Origin of the sequence: Paenarthrobacter nitroguajacolicus (assembly GCF_007786235.1) — a bacterium.
Taxonomy (GTDB): domain Bacteria; phylum Actinomycetota; class Actinomycetes; order Actinomycetales; family Micrococcaceae; genus Arthrobacter; species Arthrobacter nitroguajacolicus_A.
Window position 1 is genome coordinate 41040 of the sequence record NZ_VNFK01000016.1, and the last position, 14808, is coordinate 55847.

The 14808-nt window shown below is 63.4% G+C and carries 14 protein-coding genes; 9 read left to right on the forward strand and 5 right to left on the reverse strand.

The features are described from left to right. Positions 1–115: 115 nt before the first annotated feature. From FQP90_RS17875 to FQP90_RS17915, 9 genes are all read left to right on the forward strand, one after another. Positions 116–607: a hypothetical protein gene (locus tag FQP90_RS17875; RefSeq protein WP_144652414.1), complete on the forward strand. Its 492-nt coding sequence runs from the start codon at positions 116–118 to the stop codon at positions 605–607. Between the two features lie 14 nt (positions 608–621). Continuing rightward, positions 622–1062 carry a peptide-methionine (R)-S-oxide reductase MsrB gene (gene msrB, locus FQP90_RS17880; RefSeq protein ID WP_144652415.1) on the forward strand — a complete coding sequence of 147 codons (441 nt, stop codon included), beginning with the start codon at positions 622–624 and terminating at the stop codon, positions 1060–1062. Positions 1063–1269: 207 nt separating this feature from the next. Beyond that, entirely contained in the window at positions 1270–2637 is a 1368-nt protein-coding gene (locus FQP90_RS17885) for a DUF6421 family protein (RefSeq protein ID WP_144652416.1), read from the forward strand. Further along, positions 2637–3386, forward strand: coding sequence for an SDR family NAD(P)-dependent oxidoreductase (locus tag FQP90_RS17890; protein ID WP_144652417.1), 750 nt, complete (start codon positions 2637–2639; stop codon positions 3384–3386). The genes FQP90_RS17885 and FQP90_RS17890 overlap by 1 nt, the downstream gene beginning before the upstream one ends. 10 nt (positions 3387–3396) lie before the next feature. Next, a complete protein-coding gene (locus FQP90_RS17895; RefSeq protein ID WP_144652418.1) occupies positions 3397–4497 on the forward strand; it encodes a threonine aldolase family protein in 1101 nt (366 codons plus the stop codon). Positions 4498–4568: 71 nt separating this feature from the next. Then, the gene (locus FQP90_RS17900; protein ID WP_144652419.1) at positions 4569–5225 is read left to right on the forward strand and encodes a DUF3000 domain-containing protein; all 657 of its coding nucleotides are present in this window, start codon (positions 4569–4571) and stop codon (positions 5223–5225) included. Between the two features lie 56 nt (positions 5226–5281). Then, positions 5282–6625: an HRDC domain-containing protein gene (locus tag FQP90_RS17905; protein WP_144652420.1), complete on the forward strand. Its 1344-nt coding sequence runs from the start codon at positions 5282–5284 to the stop codon at positions 6623–6625. Positions 6626–6813: 188 nt separating this feature from the next. Further along, a complete protein-coding gene (locus FQP90_RS17910; RefSeq protein ID WP_144652421.1) occupies positions 6814–8094 on the forward strand; it encodes a thiolase family protein in 1281 nt (426 codons plus the stop codon). Continuing rightward, complete coding sequence (locus FQP90_RS17915) at positions 8091–10235, forward strand: 3-hydroxyacyl-CoA dehydrogenase NAD-binding domain-containing protein (protein WP_144652422.1); 2145 nt, start codon at positions 8091–8093, stop codon at positions 10233–10235. The genes FQP90_RS17910 and FQP90_RS17915 overlap by 4 nt, the downstream gene beginning before the upstream one ends. Positions 10236–10328: 93 nt before the next feature. Here FQP90_RS17915 and FQP90_RS17920 read toward each other — a convergent pair whose 3' ends face one another. From FQP90_RS17920 to dxs, 5 genes are all read right to left on the reverse strand, one after another. Beyond that, positions 10329–11306 carry an aldo/keto reductase gene (locus FQP90_RS17920; protein ID WP_144652423.1) on the reverse strand — a complete coding sequence of 326 codons (978 nt, stop codon included), beginning with the start codon at positions 11304–11306 and terminating at the stop codon, positions 10329–10331. 65 nt (positions 11307–11371) lie between these two features. After that, positions 11372–11590, reverse strand: a complete 219-nt coding sequence (locus tag FQP90_RS17925) for a hypothetical protein (protein ID WP_144652424.1) — start codon at positions 11588–11590, stop codon at positions 11372–11374. Between the two features lie 29 nt (positions 11591–11619). Then, a complete protein-coding gene (locus tag FQP90_RS17930; RefSeq protein ID WP_144652425.1) occupies positions 11620–12180 on the reverse strand; it encodes a hypothetical protein in 561 nt (186 codons plus the stop codon). Then, entirely contained in the window at positions 12177–12746 is a 570-nt protein-coding gene (locus tag FQP90_RS17935) for a DUF402 domain-containing protein (protein WP_144652426.1), read from the reverse strand. The genes FQP90_RS17930 and FQP90_RS17935 overlap by 4 nt, the downstream gene beginning before the upstream one ends. Continuing rightward, positions 12743–14716: a 1-deoxy-D-xylulose-5-phosphate synthase gene (dxs, locus tag FQP90_RS17940; RefSeq protein ID WP_144652427.1), complete on the reverse strand. Its 1974-nt coding sequence runs from the start codon at positions 14714–14716 to the stop codon at positions 12743–12745. The genes FQP90_RS17935 and dxs overlap by 4 nt, the downstream gene beginning before the upstream one ends. Positions 14717–14808: the final 92 nt, after the last annotated feature.

Consider the following 14808-nt stretch of genomic DNA (forward strand, 5'->3'; position numbering starts at 1 on the left):
TTGTTGCCGTTGATCAGCGCTGCCTGGTGCAGGTGCGGACCGCGCGGCGGACCGTTCCTCGGAATCGGCTCCCGAAAGCCTGCGGACTCCCGTTCCCCGGGACTACGCTGTAGCCATGAGTGATCCCATAGTCATCCTGACTGAAGAGCCCCTGGGCCCCGACGACCGCATCAACATCGCCAAGCTGCTCGACGGCGGCGACGCGCCACTTGTGGTGCTGGTCCCCTCCAATACTGAGCGACACCTCCTGGTGGATTTCCTGGAGAACCTCTCGCTGCTTGATATTGCCAAGGCGTTCCGTGAACTCACTGCGCAATCACCGGACCCGGAGGCGGAGCGCGCCGAAGCCGCAGAGACGCTGGCTGCATCCTTGGCAGCCTTGGATGGCTTGGGTGGCGGCGTCACCGGTGAAATCGTCGACGGCGGTGCCGTGGCCGGCTTGGTGGCGAAGGTTCGGTCCTTGGACGCGGCGCAGGCCGTGGTGGTGACCCGTCCGCATGCCATCGCCGACACGTTCCATACGGACTGGGCCAACAAGGCTCAGGACCAGCTTGGGCTTCCGGTCCTTCACTTGTATGCAGGCTCGGGATTTATCGGCGACTCGTGAGCGTTGCACAAGACATGAACACTCCTGACAACACCAGCAAGACGTCTTCCGTGCCTGTGGAGAAGAGCGATGCCCAATGGCGTGAGGAGTTGACGCCGGAGGAATACCGCGTCCTGCGGCAGGCGGGAACGGAACGGCCGTATACGGGCGAGTACTGGGACACGCACACTGAAGGCGTCTACCAATGCAGGGCCTGCGGCAGCCAATTGTTCACCAGCCGGGAAAAGTTCGACTCCCACTGCGGCTGGCCGTCCTTCTGGGCGCCGCTGGCTGAGGGCACCGTCCGGTACCTCCATGATCGGACGATGGGGATGGACCGGGTTGAAGTCCGTTGCGCCAACTGCGATTCCCACCTGGGTCACGTCTTCGAAGGCGAGGGCTACGGTACGCCCACGGACCAGCGGTTCTGCATTAATTCGATTTCACTTCGTTTGGTGAACCCGGACGAGGGCTAGGGCCTTTCGGGCGGACCGTCGTCGGTGGCGGTCCGCCCGGAGTGGCCCCTCCACGCCGCATCCTCTTCCCGAACTGAATCTCAGGGCTCACTCAGGGGCCGAATGAGCAAGAATTACTTATGCTCAGCTCAATCTTGGATTAGCGATGCTATCCGCTTGCTACGCTCGGCCCAGAAGCAATAACCACTTCGGAAAGGGCCGAGCACCATGACCACTATCGCCACCCCCACCCTCCCGCGTGTCACCGCCGACAACGCAGAGTGGACCGCCCTCAAGGCCGCAGCAACGGCCCTCCAAGCGCACCAGGAGCAGGATGGTTCCATTGCCGATCCTGCAGTCCATGGTGAAGCAGCCGGCCTCGTCGCCACGATCACCAACGCCATCAAGGCCCTCGCTCCGCACTTCCGCCACGACGCGCAGTACCTGTCGCTCCTGGTTGAGGACTTTGACCGGTGGGTGAACAGCGGGTTCGGAGTCCCGGACTTCCTGGACTCCCTCCAGGCGTTCCAGCCCCAGGAGCAGCGGATCGATGGCCTCCAGCATTTGGTGGTCTTCCCCATGTACACGCAGAACGGCAGCACCAACAGGCTGGTCGAAGCGGTATTGATCGAAGTCATCTGGCCCGAGTTCATCGGCGGCCTGGAAGCCGGCGACTACTCCAACAAGCTCTTCGTTCCTATCCGCTTTGTTGATTTCACGCCCGGCTACGACACCAATTCCGCGGTCCTTTTCCCCGAGACCGTCGCCGTCCGTGAGACACCTACCTTCACGTGGGGCGCCATCTTCGCCGACCGCGAGGCCGCCCGCTTCCGCCGCGTCCTCAAGGCAGCCGCGGAAACAACTTCCCTGGAGTTGCCGGAGGATGCAGCACAGCTGATCGAGGACCAGGAACTGACGCAGCGCACGTTCGTGATGTGGGACCTGATTCACGACCGTACCCACATGAGGGGCGACCTTCCGTTTGATCCGTTCATGATCAAGCAGCGCATGCCGTTCTTCCTCTACTCCCTCGAGGAATTGCGCTGCGACCTCACGGCGTTCCGCGAGTCCGTGCGCATCGAGAAGGACGAAGAGGCCGATCCCGATGCCCGTAAGCACGCAAAACTCGTTCAGTATGCCGTCATCTTCGACCGGATTTTCCGTTTCGCCATCACCGGCAGCCGAGTCCGCAACTACGACGGCTTGGGTGGACAGCTCCTGTTCGCCTGGATGCACCAGCACCACGTACTCCACTGGACGGACAGCAAGCTCTCCATCGACTGGGATGACGCAGCAGCTGTCGTGGTTGAACTCGGCGCCAAAATTGAAGAACTATACTGGCGTTCCATTGATCGTCCCAAGGCTGCCCACTGGCTGGCGGCTTACGAGCTCATCTCCAGCACCGTGACTCCCCACCCCGCATCCATCTGGGCCAAGGGACCTGACGCGCTGCCCCTGGACGGCCCGCCCCGCGGACTCACCGATCAGGTCCTGGACGATGAGTTCCCGCTGTCCATGTTCTACGAAGCACTGGAGAAGAAGATGCGCCCCGTTATCGAATCCACCACCGGCATCACCGGCGCAACGGCGGCCTGATGACCGTTTTGACTGTTCTGGTGACGGGCGGCAGCAGCGCTTCCGGCGTCGCTGCCGCCCGGGCGCTGGCTGCGGCTGGCCACAGGGTGCTCACCGTGGGCTCGGACGAAGACAGAATCCAGGCTGCTGCCCTTGAGGCCGGCGACGGCGTTACGCCACTGGTCTGCGATCTCGCCAGTCTTGAATCCGTACGTCAACTGGCTTCAGCCATCGAGGGCCTCGGCATTGGGGGCGTCGACGGGGTCATCCACCTCGTCGGCGGTTGGCGCGGAGCGAAGGGCATCGAGGACCAAAGCGATGAGGACTGGGAAGCCTTGGAGCGGGGCGCGATCACCACGCTGCGCAACGTCTCCAGGGTTTTCTACAGCCAGCTCGAAGCTTCTGCGCGCGGACGATTCGCCATGGTTTCGTCCACCAGCGCCTCGGCTCCCACCGCCGCCGTCGCCAGCTACGCAGCGGCGAAGGCAGCGGCGGAAGCCTGGACCATGGCAGTGGCCGACGGTTTCCGTCGCACCCAGTCCGGTAATGGCGACGCAATCACCGAGCAGCCCCACCCGACCACCGAGCAGCACAGCGCAGCAGTCATCTTCGTGGTCAAGGCTCTCGTTGACGATGCCATGCGTCGTGAGCATCCTGAACGTCGATTCCCCGGTTACACGGACGTCGAAGACCTGGCCGCTGCCGCCGTCGGACTTTTTGAACAACCGGCAGCAACCCTGAACGGCCAGCGCATCCTGCTGGCCAAATAGACTTGAAAGCGTGAATGAACAAGTGACGAGCACAACAGAGGCAATCCAGAGCGGGACAGCAGCATCAGGACAGCTGCATGACCCTTCGGTCCGCGGCTTCGCGTCGGACAACTACTCCGGTGTCCATCCCGAAATCCTGGCAGCGCTGGCCACAGCCAACGGGGGGCACCAGGTTTCCTACGGTGAGGACGTGTACACAGCCCGCCTCCAGGAGGTCATGGAGCAGCAGTTCGGCCAGGGCATCGAGTGCTTCCCGGTGTTCAACGGTACCGGCGCCAACGTCCTGTCCCTGCAGTCCCTGCTGCCCCGCTGGGGAGCGGTGATCTGTGCCTCCACTGCCCACATCAACATGGATGAGAACGGCGCACCGGAGCGCATCGGCGGGATCAAGCTCCTGCAGGTGCCCACCGATGATGGAAAGCTCACGCCCGAACTGATCGACCGGGAAGCATGGGGCTGGGGCGATGAACACCGTGCCCAACCACTGGTGGTCTCCATTACCCAAACCACCGAACTCGGCACGTGCTACACGCCGGAGGAAGTGCGCGCCATTGCCGACCATGCGCACGCCAAGGGCATGAAGCTGCACATGGACGGTGCCCGGCTCGCCAACGCAGCGGCGTACTTGGGCGTCCCCCTTCGGGCATTCACCCGCGACGCAGGCGTGGACATACTTTCCTTCGGTGGCACCAAGAATGGCCTGATTTTCGGTGAGGTGGTGGTGGCCCTGAACCCTGAAGCCGCCTACGGCCTGAAGTTCCTGCGCAAGATGAACATGCAGCTGGCTTCCAAGATGCGCTTCATCTCCGCCCAGTTCATCGCCTTGCTTGAAGACGGACTGTGGCTGCGCTCGGCAGCCCACGCCAACGCCATGGCGGCGCGCCTGCGTTCCGCCGTGGAAGAAATCGACGGCGTGGAACCCACCCAGGCCACGCAGTCCAACGGCGTCTTCGCCATTCTCCCCGCCGGGGTTGCCGATCGCCTGCGTCAGTCCTTCGCTTTCTACGACTGGGACGCTGCACGACGCGAGGTCCGGTGGATGTGTTCCTTCGACACTACAGAGGAAGACATCGACGCCTTTGTGGCGGCGATCAAGGGCGAGCTGGCCTGACGCGCAACCCTATGCAATCCGGGGCGGCGAGCCTGCACAGAATCGCCGTCCCGGGCGCATAACCTGCGAGGGTGAACGCCCTCGCACAGGTTCCCGCGGACTTTCTCTTCGCCCTGGGAACGCTACGAAAAGCACAATGCCGCAGCGAACTGCGGCTTGACGAGATCCCCGCACCCGCACGTCTGGCACCCTACGCAGTTGCCCTGGGCGCAGAAGTCTTCAGCCCCACCGCGGCCACCCGGCAGGTCCCCGTCCATGGGCCCGCGGCCAAAGCCTTCGCCGCGAGCCAGAGCAACGCTCCGGCCAGTGAAGAGGACGACGAGTTGGCCACGGGCCGCTTTATCCTTCTGCACGACCCCGATGGTTCCGCCGTTTGGGAAGGCGAGTTCCGCATCGTCACCTACATCCGGGCCCAAATGGACGCCGAGATGGGAAACGACTCCATGCTTGGGTCGGTTGCCTGGACGTGGCTCGTGGACGCCTTGGAAAACCACGCAGCCCCGTACCGCGCTGCTGGAGGCACTGCCACCCGGATTCTCTCCGAAAGCTTTGGCACCCTGGCTGACCGTCCGGACACCATAGACATCGAACTTCGCGCGTCCTGGACTCCCGCCAGTGCCGACGTCCAAGCACATTTGGAGGCGTGGTCAGACATGGTCTGCACGTTCGCCGGCCTTCCGCCCCTTCCGCCAGGGGTCACGGGACTACCCAACAGGAGGCTCAATTGACTGGCCACAACCCGAAGGCACCCTGCTCCGGCGGGAATCGGTAAGCTTAAGCCACCATGACCCCTGAAAATCTGGATAAAACCACAGCCGGCGATCCGGTTGCTGATCCCACCACCCACATCAAGGTTGACGGCTTCGACAGCCACGTTCCTGAAGTTATCGATCTCGATACCCCACGCGAAGGCGTGCCGTTGGTCATCGACACAGCGGCCGGTTTGGAGCGGTGCGCAGCCGCCATCGCCGCCGGCACAGGACCTGCCGGCGTGGACGCCGAGCGCGCATCCGGATTCCGTTACGGCCAGCGCGCCTTCCTGGTGCAGATCCGGCGTGAGGGTGCGGGCACCTGGCTGATCGATCCCGAGCCCTTCGACAACCTGGACATCATCAATGACGCCCTCCGTGGCGTCGAATGGATCCTGCACGCAGCCACCCAGGACCTGCCTTGCCTGTCGGAGCTGGGGATGTGGCCGGACAAGCTTTTCGACACAGAACTGGCGGCCCGGCTCGCCGGACTCCCCCGCGTCGGGCTGGCAGCTGTTATCGAGCAGCTTCTCGGCTTCGGACTCGCGAAGGAACACTCTGCCGCAGACTGGTCCACCCGTCCCCTTCCGGAACCGTGGCTGCGGTACGCCGCCCTGGACGTCGAAGTCCTTGCTGAACTCCGCGAGGAACTCATTGAACTGCTGGAAGCGGACGGCAAGCTGGAGTACGCAGAGCAGGAGTTCGCGGGAATCCTCGCCGCCGGCATCTCCCCGCCGCGGGTCGATCCATGGCGCAAAACCTCCGGGCTCCACCAGATCCGTGACCGCCGCCAACTGGCAGCCGTCCGTGAACTGTGGCAGGAACGCGATCAACTCGCAAGGAAACGCGACGTAGCGCCCGGTCGACTCATCCCCGACTCTGCCCTCGTCGCTGCAGCAAAGGCCATGCCCACAACGGTCCCGCAACTTCTGGCGACCAAGGGGTTCCACGGCAGGTCCGCCCAACGTGAAGCTCCCCGTTGGTTGCGCTGCATCACGAACGCCCGCACCATCACGGATCTCCCGCCCCTGCATTTGCCCACCAACGCGCCACCCCCACCACGGGTGTGGGTTGACCGGGATCCGGAAGCGGCGGCACGGTTGGCCACCGCCCGGCCGGCCCTGCAAGCCAAGGCCGACGAACTCAACCTGCCCGTCGAAAACCTGCTGACTCCCGACTACTTGCGTCGGGTTGCCTGGCGACCCCCGGCTGATGCCTCGTTGGAATCCATCTCGGCGGAGCTGCGGGCGCTCGGTGCACGCGAATGGCAAATCTCCTTCGCCGCTCCGATCCTCACCGAAGCATGCCTGAACCCCCAACCGCTTCCGGCCAAGGAGTCCAAATCCAAGGAAGCGCAACAATCCAAGGACTCCGACTGATTGCGTTGGTCTGCAGGCCCGTCACCCGAATCTCCCTTCGCGGTGGCGGGCCTTTTGCGTGCCAGCATCTTCCTCCCGCCGCCGGCTTAACTGACCTTGCAAGCTAAGTTACTCATGAGTAACATTGCAGTAATGCCAACGGGACCCGCCTTGCGGATCCTGCGGCACGTCTCAACGAGGAGTAATACATGAGTCCAACACGCAGTGCTCAGAGGATCGTCCGTGACGTTGTCTTCGTGGACGGGGTCCGCACCCCTTTCGGCAAGGCCGGAGAGAAAGGCATCTACGCCGGTACCCGCGCCGATGACCTCGTGGTCAAGTGCATCCGCGAACTCATGAGGCGGAACCCCTCGTTGCCCGCGGACCGCGTCGACGAGGTGGCCATCGCAGCCACCACCCAGACCGGAGACCAGGGCCTCACCATCGGCCGCACGGCCGCTTTGCTGGCCGGACTCCCCCGCACCGTCCCCGGCTTCGCGATCGATCGCATGTGCGCCGGAGCCATGACGGCAGTGACGACGACGGCGAGCGGCATCGGCTTCGGCGCCTACGACGTCGTCATCGCCGGAGGCGTTGAACACATGGGCAACCACCCCATGGGCGCCGGCGCCGACCCCAATCCTCGCTTCATGTCCGAGCGACTGGTAGACCCCGCAGCGCTGAACATGGGCAACACGGCCGAGAACCTGCACGACCGCTTCCCCGCCATCACCAAGGACCGCACGGACACCTACGCGGCAGCTTCCCAGGCCAAGCTCGCCGCGGCCTACGCCAACGAGCAAATCCAGCACGACCTCGTGCCCGTGGCCACCATGAAGCCGGGCCAGGGCTGGACTCTCCACACGACAGACGAGCCTCCGCGCCCCGGAACCACTGTGGAAGACCTGGCCGAACTGCGTACTCCATTCCGCGCTCACGGCCGGGTCACCGCAGGCAACGCCGCGGGACTGAACGACGGCGCCACAGCAGCGGTCCTGGCATCGGCCGAAGCCGCCGAGGAACTCGGCCTGCCCGTCAAGATGCGCCTGGTCTCGTATGCCTTCGCCGGCGTCGAGCCTGAGGTCATGGGCATAGGCCCGGTTCCCGCCACGGAGAAGGCCCTCAAGAACGCCGGGTTGGGCATTGAAGACATCGGACTGTTCGAGATCAACGAGGCCTTCGCCGTCCAGGTCCTCAGCTTCCTGGACCACTTCGGCATCGCTGATGACGACCCCCGCGTCAACCGCTATGGCGGGGCCATCGCCGTCGGACATCCGCTCGCATCATCCGGCGTTCGCCTCATGAACCAGCTTGCACGCCAGTTCCAGGAGGATCCCTCGGTTCGCTACGGCATCACCACCATGTGCATAGGCTTGGGCATGGGAGCCACGGTGATCTGGGAGAACCCCCACCACGCCGACTACGCATCTTCCACCTCTGACCAAGCCACCACAGCCGCCACAGCCGTCACAGAAGGAGCCGCAGCATGAGCGCCGCCGAATTCCAGAAGCTCGCCGCCCTGTTCCCCGATGAAATCGTGACGCATTCCTACGTCCAGGACATCCAGCTCCCGGGCGGCGCCGGGACGTTTGCCCTGATTACCCTGGACAACGGGCTGGACCACTCCAAGCCCACCACCCTGGGTCCCAACACCCTGGTGGAACTCGGCGGCGTCCTGGAGGACCTCAAGGACCGGGCCTCCCGCGGTGAAATCGTGGGCGTCGGAGTCACAGGCAAGCCGTATTTCCTGGTGGCAGGTGCCGATCTCTCCGCGGTCAAGACGCTCAAAGAACGCGAACACGGCCTCTGGATGGCCCAGCTCGGCCACGCCGTTTACGCTACGTTGGCCGATCTTGGCGTTCCCAGCTTTGCCTTCATCAACGGCCTTGCCCTGGGCGGCGGGCTTGAAATAGCACTGCAGTCCACCTACCGGACCGTCTCCACAGGTGCGGGCGCACTTGCCCTACCTGAAGCGTTCATCGGCCTCGTGCCGGGGTGGGGCGGCGTTTACATCCTGCCGCGCCTCGTCGGTCCCGAGAACGCAGTCAAGGTGATGATCGAGAACCCCCTCAGCAACAACCGGACCCTCACCGGACCCCAGGCCTTTGAACTCGGCGTTGCGGACGCCATCTTTGAACCGGCCGACTTCGTGGAGCAGTCCCTCGCCTGGGCGGCCAGCGTCATCACCGGCGATGTGACGCCGGATCGTAACAACGCTGTTGATCCCGCTGACCAAGGTGTCGCCGCGCGCTGGGCGGCCGCGATTTCTGCAGGTCGCGCCTTCGTTGAGGCCAAGACGTCCAACGCCTCACCCGCGCCGGCCAAGGTTCTTGACGTCATGGAGGCAAACCGCACCATGACGCAGGCGGACTCTGCTGCGCTGGAATGCGAGACCCTCGCCGGCCTCATGCAGACGGACGAGTTCCGTTCCACGGTGTACGCGTTCCTGGACCTCGTCCAGAAGCGCTCCAAGCACCCGGCAGGCGCCCCCGACCGTAAGTTGGCCCGCCCGGTAACCAAGATCGGCGTCGTTGGTGCCGGCCTCATGGCCAGCCAGCTGGCGTTGCTCTTCGCCCGGCAGCTGAAGGTCCCCGTGGTGATGACGGATATCGACCAGGCCAGGGTGGACAAGGGAGTGGCGTACGTCCACGCCGAAGTCGACAAGATGCTGGCCAAGAAACGGATCAAGCCCGACGCCGCCAACCGGACCAAGGCCCTTGTTACAGGTTCCGTGTCCAAGGCGGTGTTCGCTGATGCCGATTTCGTCATCGAAGCCGTCTTCGAAGAACTCCACATCAAGAAGCAGGTCTTCGCCGAGGTGGAGGAAATCGTCTCACCGGAGTGCATCCTCGCCACCAATACGTCCTCGTTGTCCGTCACGGCCATGGCCGAGGACCTAAAGCATCCGGAACGGCTGGTGGGCTTCCACTTCTTCAATCCGGTTGCAGTGATGCCCCTCCTGGAGATCGTGCGGGCCCCCAAGACCGACGACGCCGTCCTGGCCACCGCTTTCGAACTCGCCAAGGGTCTGAAGAAGACGGCTGTTCTCGTCAAGGACGCTGCCGCGTTCGTTGTGAACCGCATCTTGCTGCGCCTCATGGGCGAGGTCATCGCCGCATTCGATGAAGGAACACCTGCCGAAGTGGCGGACACCGCCCTGCGACCCATGGGCCTGCCCATGTCTCCGTTCACCCTCAGTGCAATGGTGGGCCTGCCGGTAGCCCAGCACGTCCAGGAGTCCCTGCACGCAGCCTTCGGCGAACGGTTCCCTGTATCGCAGAACCTGCAAAAACTCATCGACAACGGCGTCAAGTCCCTCTGGGTACCCGGCCCGGACGGAACGCCTGTCATCCCCGCTGAGACGCTGGCCATCATGTCCTTCGGCAACACGCCGTCCACTGGCGAGGAGGTCCTGCGGCGCACGCAGGATGCACTGGCGGAAGAGATTGGGCTCATGCTGGAAGAAGGTGTCGTGGCTGGCCCCGAAGACATCGACCTCTGCGTCATCATGGGTGCCGGCTGGCCGATGTTCCTGGGCGGAATCACACCATACTTGGATCGGGTGGGCGCCTCAGAGCGTGTCAACGGCAAGCGATTCCTTGCTCCGGGCGTTGCTTCGGCACCTGCCTAAGCAACCAGACGCTTAACGCAGGAGGGCCGTGGCTGGAGCACCTGCTCCAGCCACGGCCCTCCTGCGTCCTGCGTCCTGCGTCCTGCGTCTTGCCTAGAAGAGTGCCACCTTCGGAGCGCGGGGGAAGATGTCGTCGAGTTCCTCGCGGTCCTCCTGTGTTGGCACCCAGCACACTGCTTCGGCGTTCTCACGGATTTGCTCGGGGCGGGTTGCACCGGCGATGACGCTGCTGACACCTGGTTGCGCAGCCAACCAGGAGAAAGCCAACTGGAGTTCGCTGATGTCACGTTCCTTGGCGAACTGGCCAAAGCGGCCCAGCTGCTCCCAGTCGGCGTCGTGAACCAAGTTGGTGCGGGTGTGGCTCAGCCGCGAGCCTTCCGGGGCCTTTCCAGCGGAGTACTTTCCAGTGAGGAGTCCATTGGCCAAGGGGAAGTACGGGAGGACACCCAGGGAGAACGCCCCGGCGGCCGGAAGTACTTCCAGCTCAGCGCGACGGTCCAGGAGGTTGTAGTGGTTCTGGGTCGAAATGAACCGTGCACCACCGCCTTGTCGTCCCACATACTCAGCCTCGGCGATCTGCCAGCCCGCGAAGTTTGAATGTCCGATGTAGCGAACCTTCCCGCTGGACACCAGGTCATCCAGGGCGGAGAGCGTCTTCTCGATGGGAGTCCGCGGATCCGGGGTGTGGAACTGATAGAGATCGATCCATTCCGTATCCAAGCGGCGAAGCGACGCTTCAACCGCTTTCACGATGTACCGACGCGAGCCACGGGCGTCGAAATCGTTACCGTTGACGCCACGCATGTCCATGCCGAACTTGGTACCGATCACGACGTCGTCGCGGCGACCTTTGAGTGCCTTCCCCAGCATGACCTCGCTGAGGCCCGGCTCACGACCATAGACATCGGCGACGTCGAAGAAGGTCACACCGGCGTCAACGGCGGCATGGACAACAGCGTCTGTTCCTTCCTGGGACTCTGTAGGGGTGTTGGCGCGGCCCAGATTGTTACAGCCCAGCCCAACAGCTGAGACGGTGAGTCCGGAATGGCCAAGGCGTCGGTATTCAGTCATGGATTCAGCCTATATCGCGCCTGCGGGCAGATTGTCACCTGAGGCAACAAAAAGATCACACGACGCTACCGAGGCCCATACGAGATTCCGGACTCTTCCATAGCGTCCTCCAGTTGGGCAATGGCCGCCGGACCCATTCCGTGGAGCTTTGACACTTCCACTTCACCGAACTCAGCCAACTGCTCCAATGTCTCGATCCCCTCGTGGGCCAGCGCCCTCTTTGCCGGCGCAGCAAGTCCCTTGGGGAGGGGCGTATGGCCGGGCCAGTTGCTCTTGGACGGCATGGAGATCCTCCTGGTGCGTTGGGTGCTACTTAGAGAGTAAAGCCCACGCCCTGCTTGGGCGAGTGCTTGACCTTGAACGCAGTGGGATCGCTGTGGGGTGCTGCCGCGATGGTGAGCTTGGTGAAATCCAGGTCCTCGCCACGAACGCAGATCTTGATGGCGTTCACTGCCTTGCTGACGTCCGGGCAAAGGCAGAAGATGTTCAGGCGGCTATTGCCAATTTCGGAGCGATCCACGATGCCGAGGCCCCGCCACGCCAATTCACCAGTGAGGGCTGCCTTTGCCTTTCGTTCAAGGTGCCGATCCCGCTCGGTACCGTCCTTGGTCTTAAGGGCCAGCTGGGCAACAACCCAAAACTGCTCGGACTCGGGAATTTCGGCGTATCCATCTTCTTCGCATTGGGCGGCAAAGGCATCCATCAGCCCTTCCACCGTGGAGTCGTCGTCCACGCCTGTTTCATCAGTCTTGCTCTGGTGGCCAACCACGCCGTGGTTGACCACGAACTGCTGGTCTTCGTCGTCGTACCAGGCCTCCCGGAAGTGAAGGACTCCCTCTTCGTCCCGCTTGTACGTACGGATAATGCCGCTCATGCTCGTCCTTTCCTGAACCACTCAGCACTGGTGCTGTTATGGCCGGTGATGTCGAATGGTGCTTTCATGGTGTCCACTGCTTCGAAAAGGGCCGTGCATTCTGCCCGCATGGCGGCCACCGTTGGTTGTGGATAGCCCATGGCCACCGTGTGATCATCGAACTCGTCTTCGTCATCCACGAACACCCCGTGCCTGGTGGAGCGGATGACGTCCAGGTCCATGTCGATCATGTGGAACTCAGTGACACCCGGTCTGATCGGGTTCCAGGCGTGGGCAGTGGCGAGGTCTACGTAAATCCGGAAGTCGCCAGGATACGAGTCGTCGTAGAACGTGGCCACGAACTCCCCCGCTCGCGGGACCAGCAGGACCGCGTCCGAGGCGGTGTAGAAGGCCGCCCCCGGACGGGAACAAAACTCACCTGCTCCCTGAAAGATCCACCAGCCGTGGACGTCTTCACCGAGGTAGGTGCCGGGCACAACCCAATGCGCGGTGCCGTTCCACTTCCTGTTTCTCGCCACAACCAGATCGCCGGGCTGCAGTGCGCCCGGACCGCGACCGTCGCTCACAACGTGGGCAGACTGCCGGTGGTGGGGTGCTCCTGGCCCGGGAGGGGCCTGGCAAAGGGGACCTTCGTGCCCAAAACCTGGGCTACGACGTCGTGGGTGATCTTCTGGGCGGTGAGCCCTACGCGCTCAAGTACTTGACTGCGGGAACCGTGGACCAGGAATTCCACCGGCAGACCTACTTCGTTGAGGGCAGTGTCTACCCCTGCGGCGCGCATTTCCTGGCGAATTCGCGATCCTACGCCGCCGGCCCTGACGCCGTCCTCAATGCAGATCACCAAGCGGTGGCGTGCAGCGAGGGCAATGATGGATTTGCGGACAGGAAGGACCCAACGGGGGTCCACCACCGTTGAACTGATGCCTTGGGCGCCCAAGCGAGCGGCAACATCGAGTGCGAGCTCCGACATGGCACCCACGCTGACGATCAGGACGTCGTTCTCTGTGGAACCCTCCGGGCGCCGGGCGAGGATGTCCACGCCGTCGTGGAGACGCTCGATGGCCTCCACCTCGGATCCCACGCTGCCTTTGGAGAACCTCACCACCGTGGGGGCGTCATTGATGGCGACAGCCTCCCGCAGTTCCTCGCGGAGCCGGCTGGCATCGCGAGGGGCGGCCAAGTGGAGTCCCGGCACGATCTGGACCATGGCCATGTCCCACATGCCGTGGTGGCTTGGACCATCCGGTCCGGTCACACCGGCACGATCCAGGACGATCGTAACGCCGGCCTTGTGCAACGCCACGTCCATGAGGAGCTGGTCAAAGGCGCGGTTCAGGAAGGTCGCATAAACCGCCACCACCGGGTGCAGGCCGCCGAAGGCCATGCCCGCAGCGGAAGTGAGGGCGTGCTGCTCGGCAATGCCAACATCAATGACACGCTCCGGGTGGCGCTCGGCGAACTTATGCAGCCCCACAGGAATGAGCATGGCGCCGGTGATGCCTACGATGTCGGGACGCTCGTCCGCGATGTCCGCGATCTCCTCGGCGAACACTGAGGTCCAGGACCTGGCACCCGGCATTTCGGTGGACTCGCCCGTTTCGGGGTCGATGATTCCCACCGCATGGAATTGGTCGGCCTCATTGGCAAGTGCCGGAGCGTAGCCATGGCCCTTCTCCGTCATCGCGTGCACGATCACGGGTCCGCCATAGGCTTTGGCTGTATTCAGCGCATGCTCCATGGCCTGAAGGTTGTGTCCGTCCACAGGCCCGATGTACTTCATGCCAAGGTCTTCGAACATCCCTTGAGGTGCCCACCAGTCCTTGATGCCCTTTTTCATGGCATGGAGGCTCTTGTACGTGAATTGTCCTGCAGGGCCGCCATTCTGCAGCTTCCGCTTCCACCAGTCCAACATTCCCTCGTACGCCGGGGCGGTACGCAGCGAGTCGATGGTGGGTCGCAGGGACGCAAGGTAATCGGCAAGGCCACCGACGGTAGGGGCATACGAGCGCCCGTTGTCGTTGACAACAATGACCACGCGTCGCCGCTTGTCAGCGGCAATGTTGTTGATTGCTTCCCACGTCATGCCGCCTGTAAGGGCGCCGTCCCCGACAACCGCGACGACGAACCGGTCGCCTTCGCCGGTCAGCTGGCGGGCACGTGAAATGCCATCGGCCCACGAAAGCGACGATGACGCGTGCGAGCTCTCCACAATGTCATGCTCGGACTCGGCCCGTTCCGGATAACCGGACAGTCCGCCCTGCTGGCGGAGCGTGCTGAAGTCCTGGCGGCCGGTCAGGAGCTTGTGCACATAGGACTGGTGCCCGGTATCGAAAACGATGCTGTCCCGCGGGGACTCAAAGATCCGGTGGACAGCCAGTGTGAGCTCAACGACACCCAGGTTCGGACCGAGGTGTCCACCCGTAGCGGCTACGTTGGTGATCAGGAATTCCCTGATTTCTCCAGCCAGTTGTTCCAGCTCCTGGCCGGACAGTTTGGCCAGGTCCTGTGGATCCTTGACGGTTTCCAAAAGTCCCAACGGCCCTCCTTAGGGTGAATGACGTGCTCGTTAACTTTAGCGCGTGCCCGGGGCCCGCGCGTTTGCCCTTGGCACCGATCTCCGGGAGCCGG